The sequence below is a fragment of the Raoultibacter timonensis genome, assembly GCF_022845715.1.
GTDB lineage: Bacteria > Actinomycetota > Coriobacteriia > Coriobacteriales > Eggerthellaceae > Raoultibacter > Raoultibacter timonensis.
This window is the reverse complement of the sequence record NZ_AP025564.1, coordinates 3,949,677-3,965,299: the sequence shown is the minus strand read 5'-3', so window position 1 is coordinate 3,965,299 and position 15,623 is coordinate 3,949,677. Positions and strand designations below refer to the sequence as shown.

15 protein-coding genes and 1 tRNA gene are annotated in these 15,623 nt (G+C 56.5%); 14 read left to right on the top strand and 2 right to left on the bottom strand.

Going from position 1 to position 15,623, the window contains the following annotated elements; translation table 11 throughout:
• The first annotated feature begins 28 nt into the window (after window positions 1–28).
• From MWL89_RS16060 to MWL89_RS16005, 12 genes are all read left to right on the top strand, one after another.
• On the top strand, window positions 29–364 hold the full coding sequence (locus tag MWL89_RS16060) for a hypothetical protein (RefSeq protein WP_244387398.1): 336 nt from the start codon (window positions 29–31) through the stop codon (window positions 362–364).
• A gap of 179 nt (window positions 365–543) precedes the next feature.
• A complete protein-coding gene (locus MWL89_RS16055) occupies window positions 544–981 on the top strand; it encodes a hypothetical protein (RefSeq protein ID WP_244387397.1) in 438 nt (145 codons plus the stop codon).
• A 4-nt stretch (window positions 982–985) separates the two neighbouring features.
• A complete protein-coding gene (locus MWL89_RS16050) occupies window positions 986–2,680 on the top strand; it encodes a GspE/PulE family protein (protein WP_102380313.1) in 1,695 nt (564 codons plus the stop codon).
• A gap of 9 nt (window positions 2,681–2,689) precedes the next feature.
• Window positions 2,690–3,736, top strand: a complete 1,047-nt coding sequence (locus MWL89_RS16045; RefSeq protein WP_102380312.1) for a type IV pilus twitching motility protein PilT — start codon at window positions 2,690–2,692, stop codon at window positions 3,734–3,736.
• A complete protein-coding gene (locus MWL89_RS16040; RefSeq protein ID WP_244387396.1) occupies window positions 3,736–4,944 on the top strand; it encodes a type II secretion system F family protein in 1,209 nt (402 codons plus the stop codon). The genes MWL89_RS16045 and MWL89_RS16040 overlap by 1 nt, the downstream gene beginning before the upstream one ends.
• Window positions 4,945–5,065: 121 nt before the next feature.
• Window positions 5,066–5,503, top strand: coding sequence for a type II secretion system protein (locus tag MWL89_RS16035; protein WP_102380310.1), 438 nt, complete (start codon window positions 5,066–5,068; stop codon window positions 5,501–5,503).
• A gap of 62 nt (window positions 5,504–5,565) precedes the next feature.
• Window positions 5,566–6,483 (top strand): prepilin peptidase, encoded by a 918-nt coding sequence (locus tag MWL89_RS16030; RefSeq protein WP_244387395.1) that lies wholly within the window; start codon window positions 5,566–5,568, stop codon window positions 6,481–6,483.
• A 66-nt stretch (window positions 6,484–6,549) separates the two neighbouring features.
• Window positions 6,550–7,545 carry a pilus assembly protein PilM gene (pilM, locus tag MWL89_RS16025; protein WP_244387394.1) on the top strand — a complete coding sequence of 332 codons (996 nt, stop codon included), beginning with the start codon at window positions 6,550–6,552 and terminating at the stop codon, window positions 7,543–7,545.
• A gap of 2 nt (window positions 7,546–7,547) precedes the next feature.
• The gene (locus MWL89_RS16020) at window positions 7,548–8,258 is read left to right on the top strand and encodes a hypothetical protein (protein ID WP_244387393.1); all 711 of its coding nucleotides are present in this window, start codon (window positions 7,548–7,550) and stop codon (window positions 8,256–8,258) included.
• A complete protein-coding gene (locus tag MWL89_RS16015; protein WP_244387392.1) occupies window positions 8,248–8,847 on the top strand; it encodes a hypothetical protein in 600 nt (199 codons plus the stop codon). Before MWL89_RS16020 ends, MWL89_RS16015 begins: the two co-directional genes overlap by 11 nt.
• A gap of 90 nt (window positions 8,848–8,937) precedes the next feature.
• Window positions 8,938–9,013, top strand: a tRNA-Phe gene (locus MWL89_RS16010).
• A 747-nt stretch (window positions 9,014–9,760) separates the two neighbouring features.
• A complete protein-coding gene (locus MWL89_RS16005; RefSeq protein WP_244387391.1) occupies window positions 9,761–10,381 on the top strand; it encodes a hypothetical protein in 621 nt (206 codons plus the stop codon).
• A gap of 433 nt (window positions 10,382–10,814) precedes the next feature.
• Here MWL89_RS16005 and MWL89_RS16000 read toward each other — a convergent pair whose 3' ends face one another.
• Window positions 10,815–12,602: an FAD-dependent oxidoreductase gene (locus MWL89_RS16000; protein WP_341801926.1), complete on the bottom strand. Its 1,788-nt coding sequence runs from the start codon at window positions 12,600–12,602 to the stop codon at window positions 10,815–10,817.
• A gap of 104 nt (window positions 12,603–12,706) precedes the next feature.
• On the opposite strand from MWL89_RS16000, the gene MWL89_RS15995 reads away from it, so the two are divergent.
• Window positions 12,707–13,600, top strand: coding sequence for a LysR family transcriptional regulator (locus tag MWL89_RS15995; RefSeq protein WP_244387390.1), 894 nt, complete (start codon window positions 12,707–12,709; stop codon window positions 13,598–13,600).
• A 112-nt stretch (window positions 13,601–13,712) separates the two neighbouring features.
• Here MWL89_RS15995 and MWL89_RS15990 read toward each other — a convergent pair whose 3' ends face one another.
• Complete coding sequence (locus MWL89_RS15990) at window positions 13,713–13,928, bottom strand: helix-turn-helix domain-containing protein (protein ID WP_279611973.1); 216 nt, start codon at window positions 13,926–13,928, stop codon at window positions 13,713–13,715.
• 23 nt (window positions 13,929–13,951) lie between these two features.
• Between MWL89_RS15990 and MWL89_RS15985 the strand changes: the two genes are divergently transcribed.
• Window positions 13,952–15,451 (top strand): response regulator transcription factor, encoded by a 1,500-nt coding sequence (locus tag MWL89_RS15985; protein ID WP_244387388.1) that lies wholly within the window; start codon window positions 13,952–13,954, stop codon window positions 15,449–15,451.
• Window positions 15,452–15,623 lie beyond the last annotated feature (172 nt).

Genomic DNA, 15,623 nt, shown 5'->3' with positions numbered 1-15,623 from the left:
GAAGCGCAGCACTCGGAAGCATGCAAGCATGCCCTCGGCATTAAGCGGGAAGCTTGCCTCGGTTGCGGGCGATACGCTTGCCGAGGTACTCATTGCGTTGCTCATCGTTGTTCTTGCCACTACGTTGCTTGCGACGATGGTCGTAACCTCTACGAAGGTAACATCGCAAAGCGAAGCGGCGATGAGCGGCGCATATGCCGCCCAGAGTAATCTTGCAAGCAAGGGTGGCGCGCAGGGCAACATCGACGTGTCGATCACTTCGAGTGACGGAAAGCTCGGCACTTCGACAAGCGATAGCGTCGTATGGAAGGTTCCCCTCTACGAATCCGACGGCTTCGCTTGCTACGAAGCAGCGGAATTCTAAGGGAATTGCGCATGAGCCGTTTTTCTCGACATACAGCCTCCGTTAACCGTTTTCGGTTGCGCTTGCGCCCATCGCTTTGCGGAGCGAGGCCGAAGCTTTGCAGGCGGCTGCACGATACGCGCGGGTTTACGCTTGCCGAGCAGTTGATCAGCATCGTATTCCTCGGACTTTTGTGCGTTGTGATTGCCGTTGGCTTGAATACGGCATTTCAATCGTACCGGCTCGCAAACGAGTCCACGCGTGCGAACGAACTGCTGACCCGCGCGGTCGAAGAGGTGGGCGACGAGCTGGCGTTTGCTTCGTCGGTTGATGTTACGGGGGCAGGTCCGACATTCGTAAGCCCAACGACTAAGCAACCGGTCGCGATCGGCAACGATGCCGACGGCAGCGGCATCGTGCTCGTTTCCCAGAATGCGGGGGACGATTCAGCATTCGATCCGGTGCTGTTCGTCGCTTCGTCGCACGGTTTAACCGTAGAGGTATTTGATGTGGCGTTTAACGATGATAAAACTGATAATGGTAAGAAAAATACGTGGGATTTCAGGATCGATATAAAACAACAAGGACGCGACACCGTCATTGCGTCAACCGCCATGACGGTAGCGTGGATAGGATAAGGCTATGGCATACAAGCGTCTCGGCGACTTACTTATAGATGCGGGGCTGATCAGCAACGATCAGCTCGATTTGGCTCTTTCTCACCAAAAGGGCTCGAACCGCCGATTGGGCGAGGTCCTCATCGACGAGGGCATCATTACCGAAGCGCAGCTTATCGAGGCTCTGCAAATGCAGCTCGGCATCGAGTTCATCGATCTTTCCCAATACGATATCGATCCTGAGATGAGCAGGGTCATCTCGAAGAATGTCGCGCGTACGTACAGCGTTGTGCCGGTCAAGGCAACTCCCGAAGAGGTTTTCTTGGCCATGAGCGATCCGCTCAACTTCCTTGCTATCGAGGCGGTGAAGACCGCATCGCGCAAACGCGTGGTGCCTATGGTGGCGACCAACGATGCGATCCAGCGCGCCATCATGACGCTGTACGGCAACGAGGGTGCCGCGCGCGCCATCGAAGAGATGAAGCGCGAAGTCAAGACGAGCGACGAGGCGACCACGTTCACATCCTCGACGCTCGGCGACGATGCCGATGCGCAAAGCGCGCCGACCGTGCGCTTGGTGAACAGCATAATCGAGCGGGCGGCCACCGAGCGTGCGAGCGACATTCACCTCGAGCCGCGCGAAGCCGACATGCATGTGCGCATGCGCATCGACGGCATCATGCGCACCATCCTTACGGTGCCGAAGGAGCTGCAGCAAAGCGTTATCGCCCGCTTGAAGATCATGGGCACGATGAACACTTCGGAACGGCGCATTCCCCAGGATGGCCGTGCGAATGTTCGCATCAAGAAACAGGACATCGATCTGCGCATATCAACGCTGCCGACCATCCACGGCGAAACGGTGGTTATCCGCCTGCTCGATAAAGACGAGAAGCTTCTCGAGGCCGAGGGAATCGGTTTGGCGGGCGGCGATCTCGAGAAATACCGCACGCTCATCAACGCGAGCAACGGCATGGTTCTGATCGTCGGCCCCACGGGATCGGGTAAGAGTTCCACCATGTACACGATGATCCGCGAGCTCAATACCGATGCGGTCAATCTCGTTACGCTCGAAGATCCCGTCGAGTACAACATCGATGGCGTCAACCAAGTGCAGATCAACGAGAAGGTGGGCATGACCTTCGCCGAGGGTTTACGTGCGGTGCTGCGCCAGGATCCCGATATCGTGGCCGTCGGCGAGATCCGCGACGGGGAGACCGCCGAGATAGCCATGCGCTCGGCCATTACCGGACACCTCGTGCTTTCGACGGTGCATACCTACGATGCGGCTTCGACGATCGACCGCCTCATCGACATCGGGGTGGAGCCCTACCTTATCGCGAGCGGCGTGCGCGGCATCGTATCTCAGCGTTTGGTTCGCTGCGTATGCCCCCATTGCCGCGAAGCGTATACGCCCGACGAAGAGGATCTGGCCATGCTCGGCCTTTCACCCGATCCGTCCATCAAGTTCTACCGTGGAACCGGATGCCCCATGTGCTTCAACACCGGGTATCGCGGGCGAACCGGTGTGTTCGAAATCCTCATGCTCGACCGCGATCTGCGCTCGCGCATCACGGGCGGCGCTACGCGCGAAGCACTGCAAGATGCGATAGAGGCAACGGGTAAATACCAGAACATGCAGCACGGCCTTCAAAGGCTCGTGCTCGGAGGAACGACCACGGTTGAGGAAGCCCGCAAAACGATGACGGCGTTGGAGTAAGGCGTACCCATGAATATCGCTCACCTGATAAACCAAGCACACGACGTTAACGCGTCGGACATCCATATCGTCTGCGGTTTGCCCGTCAAGTTCCGTGTGGGCGGCAAGCTCATATCGGCAACCGAGGAGACGTTGACCCGCGAAGAATGCGAGCTTATCGCGCGCGATCTTGCCGGGGAGCGCTATGAGGCAATGAAGGACATCGGCGAGATCGACCTTGCCCGCACCATTGCCGGTGTGCGCATCCGCATCAACCTCTTTCGCGCGCAGGGCAACGTAAGCGCAGCGCTCCGTCTGCTTTCCGACGAGATACCCCCGCTCGAAACGCTGGGCCTTCCGCCTGCGGTCATGGATTTTCCGAGCATGCAGCGCGGGCTTATCGTGGTCACCGGCGAAACGGGGAGCGGCAAATCGACGACGCTCGCCGCTTTGATCGATCGCATCAACCATACGCGTGCCGAGAACATCATCACGATGGAGGATCCCATCGAGTACGTGTACAAGCCCGATCAGTCGATCATTTCTCAGCGAGAGATCGGCCAGGATACCGAGAGCTACCACAATGCGCTTCGTGCCGTTTTGCGCGAAGACCCCGATATCATCCTGATCGGCGAGATGCGGGATCTCGACACCATCCAAACGGCGCTCACTGCTGCGGAAACCGGCCACCTTGTGCTTGCCACGCTGCACACTAAATCAGCAGCCGATTCGATCGACCGCATCGTCGACGTGTTTCCCGAGGGTTTGCAGCGCCAGATCCGCATGCAGCTCTCGACGTGCTTGGTAGCCGTGCTCTCGCAGCAGCTGCTTGCGCGCCGCGATGGCATGGGCCGTTCGCTCGCATGCGAGCTCATGATGGTCACGCCCGCCATCCGCAACCTCATCCGCGAGGGCAAGACGCCCCAGATTGCCAGTTCGCTTGCAACTTCGGCGGCGGCAGGCAGCGTGACGATGGACAACGCGCTTCTCAACCTCTACCGCGCCCGCGCGATCGATTCCGAAACCGCGCGGGAGAACGCCCATGACCAAGACTACATAAGGAAGAACACGCTGTAATGCCGACATTCACCTACAAAGGAATCACCGAAGGCGGCATGCCTGCAACGGGCGTCGTCGAGGCGTTCGACGAGATCGGGGCAATGGAGGCCGCGCGGGCTCAGTGTCGCGTGGTCCAGGAGGTTAAGCTTGTGCGCGAGCGCAAGAACCTCCTTACCATGGATATCACCAAGCCCAAAGCCAAACTCAAGAACCTTGCGATCATGTGCTCGCAGTTCTCCATCATCCTGAAAGCGGGTCTGCCGATCGGAAGAGCGGTTGCGCTCGTGGCCGACCAGACCACCGACAAGTATCTCAAGCGCGTGCTTTCCGATGCTTCTTCGGATGTGGCTGCCGGTCACGGTTTTGCCGACAGCCTCGAGAACAAGGGCGAGAGCCTCCCGAACATGTTCATCGAAACCGTGCGTTCGGGTGAGGAGAGCGGTCATCTGCCCGAAGCGTTCGCGCGGCTGCATACGTATTACGACAAGCGCTCGAAGGTTGCGGCGAAGGTGGCGAGTGCGCTTACCTACCCGATTTTCGTGCTTATCATCGCGGTGATCGTGGTTGCGGTCATGATGGTGATGGTTATTCCATCCATGACGAGCATGATCTCGTCGCTCGGGAGCGAAATGCCGTGGGTGACGCAGTTTCTCATCGACGCTTCGTCGTGGCTGCGGCAGAACATCCTGTGGGTGATCTTGGTTATCGCCCTCATCGTTGCCGGGTGCAAACTTTACGGGCGTACCGAATCGGGCAAGACCGTGTTCGCCCTCATGAAGCTCAAAGCGCCGATCCTCGGCGTGGTTTCGGTGTATTCAGGTGCCGCGGAATTCGCAAACTCCATGGCGACGCTGATTGCGGCTGGCCTGCCGATGCCCCGTGCTATCCAGGTGACGTCTCGCGTGCTCAACAACCATGTGCTTTCAAGCGAGGTGAGCATGATGGAAGTGGGTTTGACCGAAGGCAAGAGCCTGGGCGAGTGCATGGGCGAAGCGGAGCATTTTCCGCGTACGCTGATCGAGATGGCTTCGGTAGGCGAACGGACGGGCGAGCTGGAGGAAACGCTCCAAACGGTGGGCAGCTTCTACGACACTGAAACGCAGCGCGTGACCGATCGGGCGCTTTCGCTGCTCGAGCCGGCGCTGTTGGTGCTGATGGCGGTTTTCGCAGGTTTCATCGTTATCGCGTTGTACCTGCCGATGTTTTCGATGTATGCGTCGATGTAGCGCGAGGCCGAACGCGGACGGCCGAGCATCGCATCGTGCAGATAGAAGGATCCGGATAGGGAATGCCGGGATTGAGGATTGTTGTTCGGCCGACAGGCCGAGCAGAAAGAAAGGAAGTGTCATGAAAGAGATGATCAAGCGCGTGCGCGAGGAGAAAGGCGGCTTTACGCTGGCCGAGCTCCTCATTGTGGTAGCGATTCTGCTGGTGTTGATTGCGATCGCAGTGCCGCTGTTCACGGGAGCGTTGGATAAGGCTCAGGCTGCGGTTGGGATTGCGAACGCGCGCTCCGCTCAGTCCGAAGCTTTGACGGCTTACCAGCTGGCAGAAACTTCGAAAAAAACGGGTCTTGCAACTCAATACTTCTATTACGACGATCATGGGAACGAAGTGGGCGAAAACGATGCCTATACATACAAGTATACGGTTACCTTAACCGAATCAAACGGGAAAACGTCAGTTCGCGTTGATATGAACGCCCCAGAGCAGAAGGACAATATTCTTAGCACCACTGGTTCATCCACCGGCGGTTCGGATGGCGGCGAAACGGACAAAAGCTAGGATTTCTTCTATCCTCGGTTTTTGCGAACGAATGTAGAAATATGGAGCAGTCTTAACACCGCATGACCACATCTCTATTCGACATAGCCCCCGGACTCGCAACGTACCTTCTGGTTCTCGTTGCGGTGCTGGGGGCGTGCATGGGAAGCTTTATGAACTGTCTGGCATGGCGGCTTGTTGGGGGGCAGAGCGTTCTTTCGGGACGAAGCTACTGCCCGCGCTGCAAGGAGCAGTTGACGGCGGTCGACCTCATCCCGATCGTTTCTTGGGTGGCGCTGCGTGGCAGATGCCGACACTGCAAAAAGCGCATCCCCGTGCGCTACGTGCTTGTCGAAATCGTTATGGCGGCGGTGTTCGTTGCGATTGTGCTCGTGTACGGATTTACCGTTCAGGCGCTGGCATATGGTGTGCTCGCATGCATTTTGTGCGGGGTTACGCTGGTCGACGCCGATACGTACACGATACCCAACGGGTTTATCCTGGCGGGAATCGCGACGTGGGCTCTCACGGTGTGGTTTATGGGCGTTCCGCCGCAAGGTTTTTGGCCAGGTAGCGATTTTGCGACTCAATTCGGCGACGGATTCTTACCGGTGCTCATCGACGGTATCGCGGGCGGCTTGTTGCTCGGCGGGGGCATTCTCGCGTTTTCGCTTTTGTTCGAGCAGGTGACGAAAAGGGAGTCGCTCGGCGGCGGTGATGTGAAGCTTCTGTTTGTAACGGGGCTGTTCCTCGGTGCTCCGCTCGGGCTGTTCGGTTTGCTGTTGGCCTGCTTTGTGGGAATCATTATCGCGTTTGTTTTGAGGCTTTCCGGCGGGTTGCCGGGTTCGGACGTTCTTAACGAATCCGATGGCGGCCCAGGGGAGCCGGAAAGCCTCAAAACAAGGGCGATACCGTTCGGTCCGGCTATAGCCGTGGCCACGGTGCTGACGCTTTTGATTGGCTCCCCGTGCATGACGTGGTACGTGGGGTTGTTTATGTAATACCGAGCCGTTTCGGCGGATGAACGCCAACGGTTGCGGGTGAATGAGAAACGGAAGATCGCGCGTATGGGAAAAACGTATACAGGAATCGATATCGGGAGCAGCACGCTCAAGATGGCCGTTTGCGACGGCGGTTCCATAAGAAAGATCGCGCTCGAAGAGCTGCCCGAGGGGCTGATGTCCGAGGGACGCATCACGAGCTTCGAAGCCATGGCCGATTTTATCAAGGCTGCCGCAAGGCGATCGGGTGGTATGACGAAGCATGCGGCATTTGTGATTCCGCAGGCAGATTGCGTAACGCGACGGATCCAGATGCCCGCCATGAGCGTGCGCGACCTCGAGATCAACCTGCCCTACGAGTTTCGCGACTACATCACACAGGGCAAAGATAAGTTCTTCTACGACTATGCCGTCGTGGGCACGAGGGCGCTTCCCGACGGTACCCCCGAAGTCATGGATCTGCTAGCCGTTGCGGCATCGAAGCAGGTGATAAACGACTATGCGCGCATGTTCTCGCGCGCTGGCATGAAGCTCGCCATCGCTTTGCCAACCGCTGCGGCATTGCAGAATCTCGTGATGGGCAACGTTTCGGCTCGGGCAAACTGCTGCATAATCGATTTCTCCCACGCAACAACGCAACTCCATTTCTTCGCCGACGGTGCCTACGACGTGTCTCGCGTAATCGAGATCGGAATGATCGATTTCGATCGCGCGCTCGGCGAACTCCATGGCCTCGACGCCCATGCGGCAAGCGGTTATCGGCAGGCAGGGCTTCGAGACGAGAAGGATCTTGAGGCAATCCGAGGCGTATGCGAGTCCATTGCCGTGGAAGTGGGCCGCGCCCTCAATTTCTACGGGTTCAACAATCCCGAGACGACGATCGACACCGTGTACACCTGCGGAGGCGGTTCGATGGTCGAGCCCCTTGTAGCCAAAGTGGCCGAACACATCGATCTTGAGCAGCGCAGCATCGCCGAGATCATGCCTTCTGCATCCGAAAACGGTTCGTTGGCCTGTCGCTGCCCTGCGGCAGTCGGTGCAACGATGGGCGGGGGGAGGTAGCCATGGATTTGCAGAAGGAGATATCTTTCAAAGGCGCAAAGAAAGTCGACTACCCGGTAAAAACCGATATCAACCTCATGAAGGCAGAGGTCGCGAGGGGAAACACCGTTGTGAACGTACTGCTGTTCCTCGTGTTCCTCGTTCTGCTTGCGTTGTTCGTGAAATTTGCCGTGCTCGATCCGTTGTCGGCAGGCTCGCAGAGCAATCAGCAGCTTGCACATGCGCGAGCGCAACTTGATGCCCTGACCGCAGAGAACGAAAGCTACACCGAATTGAGCCAAGAGTATTCGAAGTATGTTGTCACGGGGCTGACCGAAGAGGAGATGGACCTTTCCGATCGAAACGAGCTCATCGACCTTCTTTCCGATACGGTCATGCGGGCAACGTATCTTTCATCGGTGAAGGTCGTTGGGAATTCTGTGGCAGTTACGTGTGTGGGGGTGGGCTTGCAGGACGTTTCCGGGTTGGTGCAGGAGCTTGAGCAAGACGAGCGCGTTGCGTATGTGACCGTGTCGACGGCGCAAGAGAAGGATGAGGCCGCCTCGTCGGCAACCATTCAAATCGTATTGCGGGGATCGCTCGCGGCGGATGCGCAGGAGCTTCTCGAGCAAAGCGCCCAATCCGAATCGTCATCCAACAACCAATCGTCAACCACTCCCGGCGAAGATCTCGCTGGCGCCTTGGGAGTGAAGGGAGGTAGCAATGGGAACTAGCATTCTCAACAGATCGTTCTCCACGAGGGAAAAGGCGCTGATCCTCGTTCTTGCTATCGTTTTGCTCGTTGCCGCCTACTACTATTTCGTGGTTCGCAGCGTTGCGGAGACGCAGGAGGCCAACGCCGCCGCTCTCGAACAGGTGCAAAGCGAGATCGATACTCAGTTGGCGATCGCCCAGGTTCGTTCCAAGATGCAAGGCGAGCTCGAGAAGCTCGGAACGCTTGAGAACCTACCCGAGGTTGCGGTGTACGACAATCTTCGCAACGAGCTCGACGAGCTCAACAAGGTGCTCGAGCAAACCAATTCGTACGACATCAAGTTCTCGACACCCGAGATCGATGGCGAAACGGTACGGAGGATCGTGAACATAACGTTTTCGGCTCCCTCGTACGAGGAATCTCTTTCCGTGGTAGAGCAATTGCAGAACGGCAAGTACCGATGCGATGTGACCGATTTCTCCCTCGTCGGTACGCTCCTTGCCGATGGCAGCGTGAAAAGCGTGAGTGCAAACCTCAAGGTGACGTACTTCGAAACGGCGAACGGTGCGCAAAGTCTGAACGGATTGGTTGAAAAGGCCGAATCGTAAGCGGTTCCTGCGGAAATAGCTTGACCGCATCGTATCGCACAGGTAAAATAATGCTCCGCGTCTCAAACTGTGCGTTTGGGATACGAAAATGGTCGGGTAGCTCAGTTGGTAGAGCAGCGGACTGAAAATCCGCGTGCCGAGGGTTCAAGTCCCCCTCCGACCACCATTGAAACTTCTGGTAGACCTCGCGTTTGTGGGGTCTACTTGCATGTTCGGGACACGATGGCTCGCCGGATCCCATTTCTTGAAATATTTACTTGAGACAACCAACCATATAGGGGCAGAACGATTCTGTCACCTTCAACCGAAAGCTCCTTCGGGCAGGCGATATATTGATTGCCGATCTGCTTGCTAAATTTTCTTTTGAATTTATCAAGCGAGGATGTACTAAAGCGCTTTGACGACTTTACCTCCAGGGGGCTCACCCGAGGCTTTAGGCCTGCATTCTCATAGCCTTCTACAATCAGAAAATCTATCTCCATGTTTTGTGAGGCATCCGTCCGATCGCTGCGAGCGTAGAAAAAAGTTCCTGAGGCATACCCCCACAAGCATGTATCCTCCGAAAGCCTCATCGCTTTTCAATGAGGGGATGCTGGTATGGGTTTTCGTCGGACAAACGAGTCTTCTATTGCATCGGCAATGGGTTTTTCGTCCATAGCCCACAAGGCTTTTTCGAAATCAAACTGAACAAGCTGCATCGGTCGTTCCTCAGAAGAAATCAGGATGCCCTGCGCGCTTTTTCGAATAGACATCAAAGAATCAGTTCGATATAGTCATAGCGTCTATCGGCGACCAGTTGCTTAAACGCCTCCCGGGCTTTTGCGAAAGCTTGTACTTCGTCAAATATTGTAAGAGATTTACGATCATGCAATGAAACCTGGCAGTAAGCAGAAAGATATAAAGAGAGGGCCAAATGCAAAACACTGAGATCAAATACCCCGCAAACGTCTGCGAACAACAGAAGACCGGCGATGAGCCAGTACTTTTGGGAAACGAGGCCATCGCGACAGTGTCAGACTATTGGCGATGGGCCCACTCGGACCTCAACAGCAACGCCGAGCGCGGCAAGTTCGCCGAATTCTTAGTGGCTTGCAGTCTCGATCTTAAGCACGAGGTCAGTCAGGAATGGGGAGCGTACGACATCTGTTGGGCGGATGGCGAAGACGAGATCAAGATAGAGGTCAAGACCTCCGCGTACTTGCAGATTTGGGGACAGAAGAAACTCTCGTCGCCCTCTTTCAGCACCAGGCCTTCTCGAAAATGGAACATTGAGACAAACGAATACGAAGAGGTCGTTCGAAGGCAGGCCGACGTGTACGTGTTTTGCCTTGAAAAACAGAGGACGCAGGAAGGATGCAACCCCAACCCGCTCGACCTCGCCCAGTGGGAGTTCTACGTTCTGCCGACTTCGGTGCTTGATAAACGGGGTATGCAGGGGAGAGTGGACCTCGCCCAGCTCGATGCCCTGAAAGCCGAGAAGGTACTGAGTCTTCGTGGTTTGCCCGATGCCATACGCCGGGCTTTTCATGCATAGCCAAGCGCTGTTTAGAAAACGCGAACAAAAATGACCCAATTACCGGTTCGCTGCTTTTCTAGAGATTCCGCGCCTTCCCTCTGTCCGCGCGTAGTTCCCCGTATCGCGGTGTAACTGCTTGATCAGGGAGGCATACAGCGGGTTCGAGTCCCCCAACCACCATGTGCACCACGCAGGCTTCTTCGGGACCTGTTTCATTCGGGTTTCATTACGCTTGCAAGAAGCATAGCGCCTGTTCGGCCCAGGGCGATTCGCATCTCGCGCTCGAGGCTCGTATCCCATGGAAGCGCATGCTCAGCACGCAAAAGAAAGCGGAACCGAGTTGGCTCCGCTTTCACTGAGTTGGTTCTGCCTTCAGCCATGGGGCTTTTGTCGCAGACCCCCATTATCTTGGCGGGAATGGGGGTCTGCGACGTACGCAATGACTCGGGGGCTACTCGTTTTCGTTGATGTAGCGCACCGCGTGGCGACCCTCGGTCATCGTGCGGCCGACTGCGCAACCGACCAGGTACTCGGGATAGTTGCCCGAGAACATGCTGCCACTACAATCGCCTGCAGCGTACAGGCCGGGAATGGGCTCCAGCGACTGGTCGAGAACCTGCATATCCGCGTTGATTTTCAAACCGTCGAGCGTGGTGAGAATGGAGCCGCCGAACCAACAGCCATAGAACGGAGGCGTTTGGATTCCCGAAAGGCGGAAAGCCTCTTTGCCGTAATCCTCGTCGTCCTGCTTGTCGTAGAGCTCGTTGTAGCGATCGACCGTGGCAAGGAAGGAATCCTTGGGCACTTCAAGGAGATCGGCCAGCTCTTCGAGGGTGTCGGCCTTGAAGAAAGCTCCCTGTTCAAGCAGCTGCTGGCCGCCTGGGAACGCGCTGACGGCTTCTTCCGGGGAAGCGGATTGCAGCAACTGCGAGGCGATTTTCGCGCAACCGACAACCTGGAACCGTGCAGCGTCGGCAGCTATGTTGGCATCGAAGACAGAACACCACACGCCGCCCGGTTGGTTTGCCGAAGCATTAGCGCACCAATCATACGGAGCGGACTCATTGAAGAAGCGCTTGCCGTGGCGATTGATTTTGAGGAAAGGCAAGCTGCCCAGAACATTTTCCGAGCAGACGCTGGGGAAATCAGCATCCATGCCCTCGCCCACGAGACCGCAATCCACGCCGGGAAGAACGGCACCGCGGTCGAAGATCATCGGTGCAGATTCCGCATCCATCCGAGCGCCAATCCAGATGCCCGCTTTGATGCCATCCCCGGTGCAGTTCGGCATCTTATCGATCGCGGTGCAGGATTCCAAGACGGCGGGAGACAGCGCTTCGAGCATCACCGGATTCGCTGCATAACCGCCGGTGGCAAGGAGGACGCCCTTGGTTGCGTTCACCTGAACATAGCCGTCACGGGTTTCGAAGATCGCACCGGTAACGCGACCGCCTTCTTCGCGAACGAGCTTCGCCAGCGTATAGCCGAACGCGATCTCGTTGCCCTTGGATGCGATGTAGTCTGCCAAGACTTTGTTGCGGGAGAATCCGGCCTCCGCAGAAGCATTGCCCCAAAGGGCAGGGGGAGCGGCGTCGGCAACGTCAGGGAGATACCACATGTGCTGTTGGGGCGGCACGTAGAAATCGGTGCCGCCGGTCGGGTGATCGTAGCCGTCTGTATCCAAGTATATATCCATACCGGCAGCCGCCATGATGTCGTGCACGTACTCGAACGTCTCGCCGCTCTCGTTGATCCAAACCTTCCATACGTCCTGGGAGCATTTGCCCGAAGCGTAGCGGGTCAACTCGTTCAGCAGTTTGCCCTTGTCGGTTTCAACGCCGGCTTCTTTCTGCCATTTGCTGTCGATGGCGCCCGCGAAGTGACGGGTTGCCTGCACGGCGCCCGCCTTGTCGCACAGCAAAAAATCCATGTCCAAGTCGGCAGCGGTCGCTGCGGCCACCATGCCGGCGTTACCTGCGCCCACGATCAGCAGATCGGTGGTTTCGGTCTTAACGATCTGGTCTTCGGCGATTTCAGGAGCCTCGCCCAACCAAGAAGCAGATTCTTCCTTGCCGTTCGATTCGTCGCCTGCCTGCGCCTTCGGTGCTTGGCACCCCATAAGGCCCATGGCGGCAAGAGCACCTGCGCCGATACCCGCGATAGACACGAATTGGCGCCTGTTCATTTCGATACTGCTCACGATATCCTCCTCTAATGTTTTCGGGTTGGTCCCTCCCAAAACCCATTGCCATAAGTTAACAACCTGCCGAACAAAAAGAGAAATACCGATTCGAGTATGATTTATAATGGTTTGGTATGAATGATAGGCCGAGAGGGGCGTCTATGCGTACCGAACAGCTCAGAAGCTTTATCGCCCTCTACGAAACGGCGTCCTTTACCGCAGCCGCTGCGCAGCTCTACACCTCCCAACCGGTGATCACCAGGCATCTGGCGCAACTGGAAGAGGAGCTGGGCGGACCGCTTTTCACCCGCACGACACGACGAGTTGCGCCTACGAAGGCGGGGGATCTGTTCTACGAAAAAGCCCGCGAGGCGATCCTGCTTATCGATAAGGGGATTGCAGAGTGCAAAGCCCTGAACAACCACAGCAGCAGGATCGCCGTTGGATACGAGTACCTGTACATGGATCAGATTACGACACCATGGCTCGAGGAGTACGAATCGAACTGCGGCGAGGGCATCGCGGTGGATGTTATCGAGCAACCTTCGCCGCAGCTCTTTGACGCGCTCTTCGCGGGGAGCGTCGACTGCGTTTTCGTCGGCGTGACCAGTGAAGAACTCATACCGGCCTATCTGGAAAAGCGCCGCGTTGCATCATCGATGGGAGAAAACATCTTTGTCGGGAAGACGCATCCGCTGGCGAACCGTGCATGCATCACCATCGATGACCTGCTGGACGAGGGTTTCGTGTATCCGCTTACCAAGCCCACGCCCCGCGAAAGCGTCGTCGCCCGAGACTTCGAGGAACGCGGAAAGACCCCTCATTCCGTCGTTACCCTCCACCAGCCGAGCGCTCTGAGCGTGGTTGAACGCGGTAGCGCAGTCATCAACCTCCCTGAAGGATACGGGATCGAAAGCCCCAACCTGGTTCGGATTCCGTACAAATCCAACCATCACATCGACTATTTCTTCGTTTGGAATCGCGGAAACGACAACGAAGCCTTCGAGCAGTTCCGCGCATTTATCGAGCAGAAAATCACGGAATTCAACGGCTGAAGGAAGGCGTTTCGAACTAAGCGCTTGATTTCGAAGATCTGGCAGAACGGTTGGGTACGACAAGGGTTTTCGTGGTGAATCCCGTGCGGCAGCATGGCGCAGGTTGCGTTTCTCAGCCGATCTCCCGTTCGTCAACCATCACGCCCTTCAAGAGCTTGTGCACGTCCTTGAGCGAATGCGCATCGATCTTCGCGTACAGGTGCTTGATGTGCGATCGAACCGTGTCGACGGAAACACCGAGCTCATCGGCGATCTCAAGCGCCCGCATGTTTTTCCCGAACAATAGCAGCATCTCGCTTTCTTTCGGCGATCGAGCTGTTTCGGCTATGTGCGCAACGGTATAATCATTTCATGGAGAAACTCCTCGACAGATTTACGGGCAACATATCTCCTGTTGCGTTGCTTGTGTCGTCGTTCTACTGGTCGTGGTTCGACGTCGTGCCCTTCAGTCCCGCGTTGTTTTCGGCTGTGGGCATACCTGCCGACGTTATGCCGCTTGCTCTTTCGCTAGCGGTGAGCGCTGTCGTTCTTTGCATACTCGCATTGTGCCCAGCCTGGCGTGCGCGGGCCGTATCCGCAAAAGCGTTTTCTCTGGTTTCGCTCGTGGCGGGCGGCGGCGGATCGCTTCTCATGTATCTGGGCGCGCAAACGGCTTCTGCGCCGCTTCTCGTTGTCGGTGGCGTATTGGTGGGTGTCTATCAAGGTGCTGGGATCGTAACCGTTGGCGGACTTATTACCTGCGAGGGAACGACGAACGCTCTCGTGCATATCGCTACTGCGCTGCCGCTCAATCTGCTTGCGATTCTCTTTGTTATGTTTCTCCAGCCGCAGCCCTCGGTGGTTTTCGCGCTTGCTCTCCCGCTCGCTTCCGCGTGTTGCTATGCGGTTTTTTCTGCGCGCAGGCAGAACAGGATGCTCGTAGATGCGCTTGCGGATGAAACCGAGAAGAAGCTGAGGGGTTCTCGCGCCTTGAGCGGCACGGGGATAGCGCGGTATAACCCGCGGTTTCTCATCATATTGCTTGTTGTGTGCTGTTCGTTCGGATTCGTGAATTATCGAACGGTTTTCGACAGCGGGTTCGGTGGGTCGGATCTCGACTACCTATCCCTTGCCATCCGCGCCGTTGTAAGCCTGGCTGTACTGGTGGGCTATATTCGCTATTCTCAGCGGCCGTATTCCATTTTGCGTTTTGCGTTGCTGTTCATGACGTTTGGGTTGCTGGCAAGCCCGTCGTTGGCAATGCTGGGCGAAGCAGAAACCATCGTGCCGGAGTGTTTGTTTCTTGCCGGATACGCATGCTTCGATCTTGTCATTTGGGCGATAATCATCATCTTGCGCAGAAAGGCGAACCTCTCGCTTCTAAAAACCATCTGTATTGTTGACGCAGTCGATCAACTGGGGATATTCGTGGGGACCGTGCTCGGCATCGCCTGTGGAGAAAGCAGTGCTGCGTTGGCGGTTTGCATCATCTTCGGTGGGCTCTTGTTCGTTCTCATGCTGAGCTTTACCGAGAAAAGGGACCCTGTCAACGATGATCTGAATTCGCTTGAAATCGAGTTTGCGTCTGCGATCAATGTTGCAGACAGCAGTGACGAGCGAGATTCTGCGAGCGCCTTTCAGTCGGCATCGGTTTCGCCGGGCGGGTCGGTCGAAGAGCTTGCGGGCCGTCATTTTCTCACGAAGAGAGAGACGGAAGTGCTTTCGTTTCTTGTCGAAGGGCGGAGCGTTCCGTATATTTCCGAGCATCTGTGCGTATCGGACAACACTGTGAAAAGCCACGTGCGTCATATCTATACGAAGCTCGATGTGCACAATCGCCAAGAGCTTTTGGATCTTGTGCTACACCGCTAATGCGGGCGCTCGGCGAATTGCCCCATCCTCCTTGTTTTGCCGATAACGATTTCAGCAATTCTTGGGTGACATATCGTCTAGTCCGTTCGTAATCTCATCACAATCGGGTGATTTATTGAAAAACGCCCGCAAGTGATGAAGAAACTCCTTCGTGAATTTCCTTCAATTGACG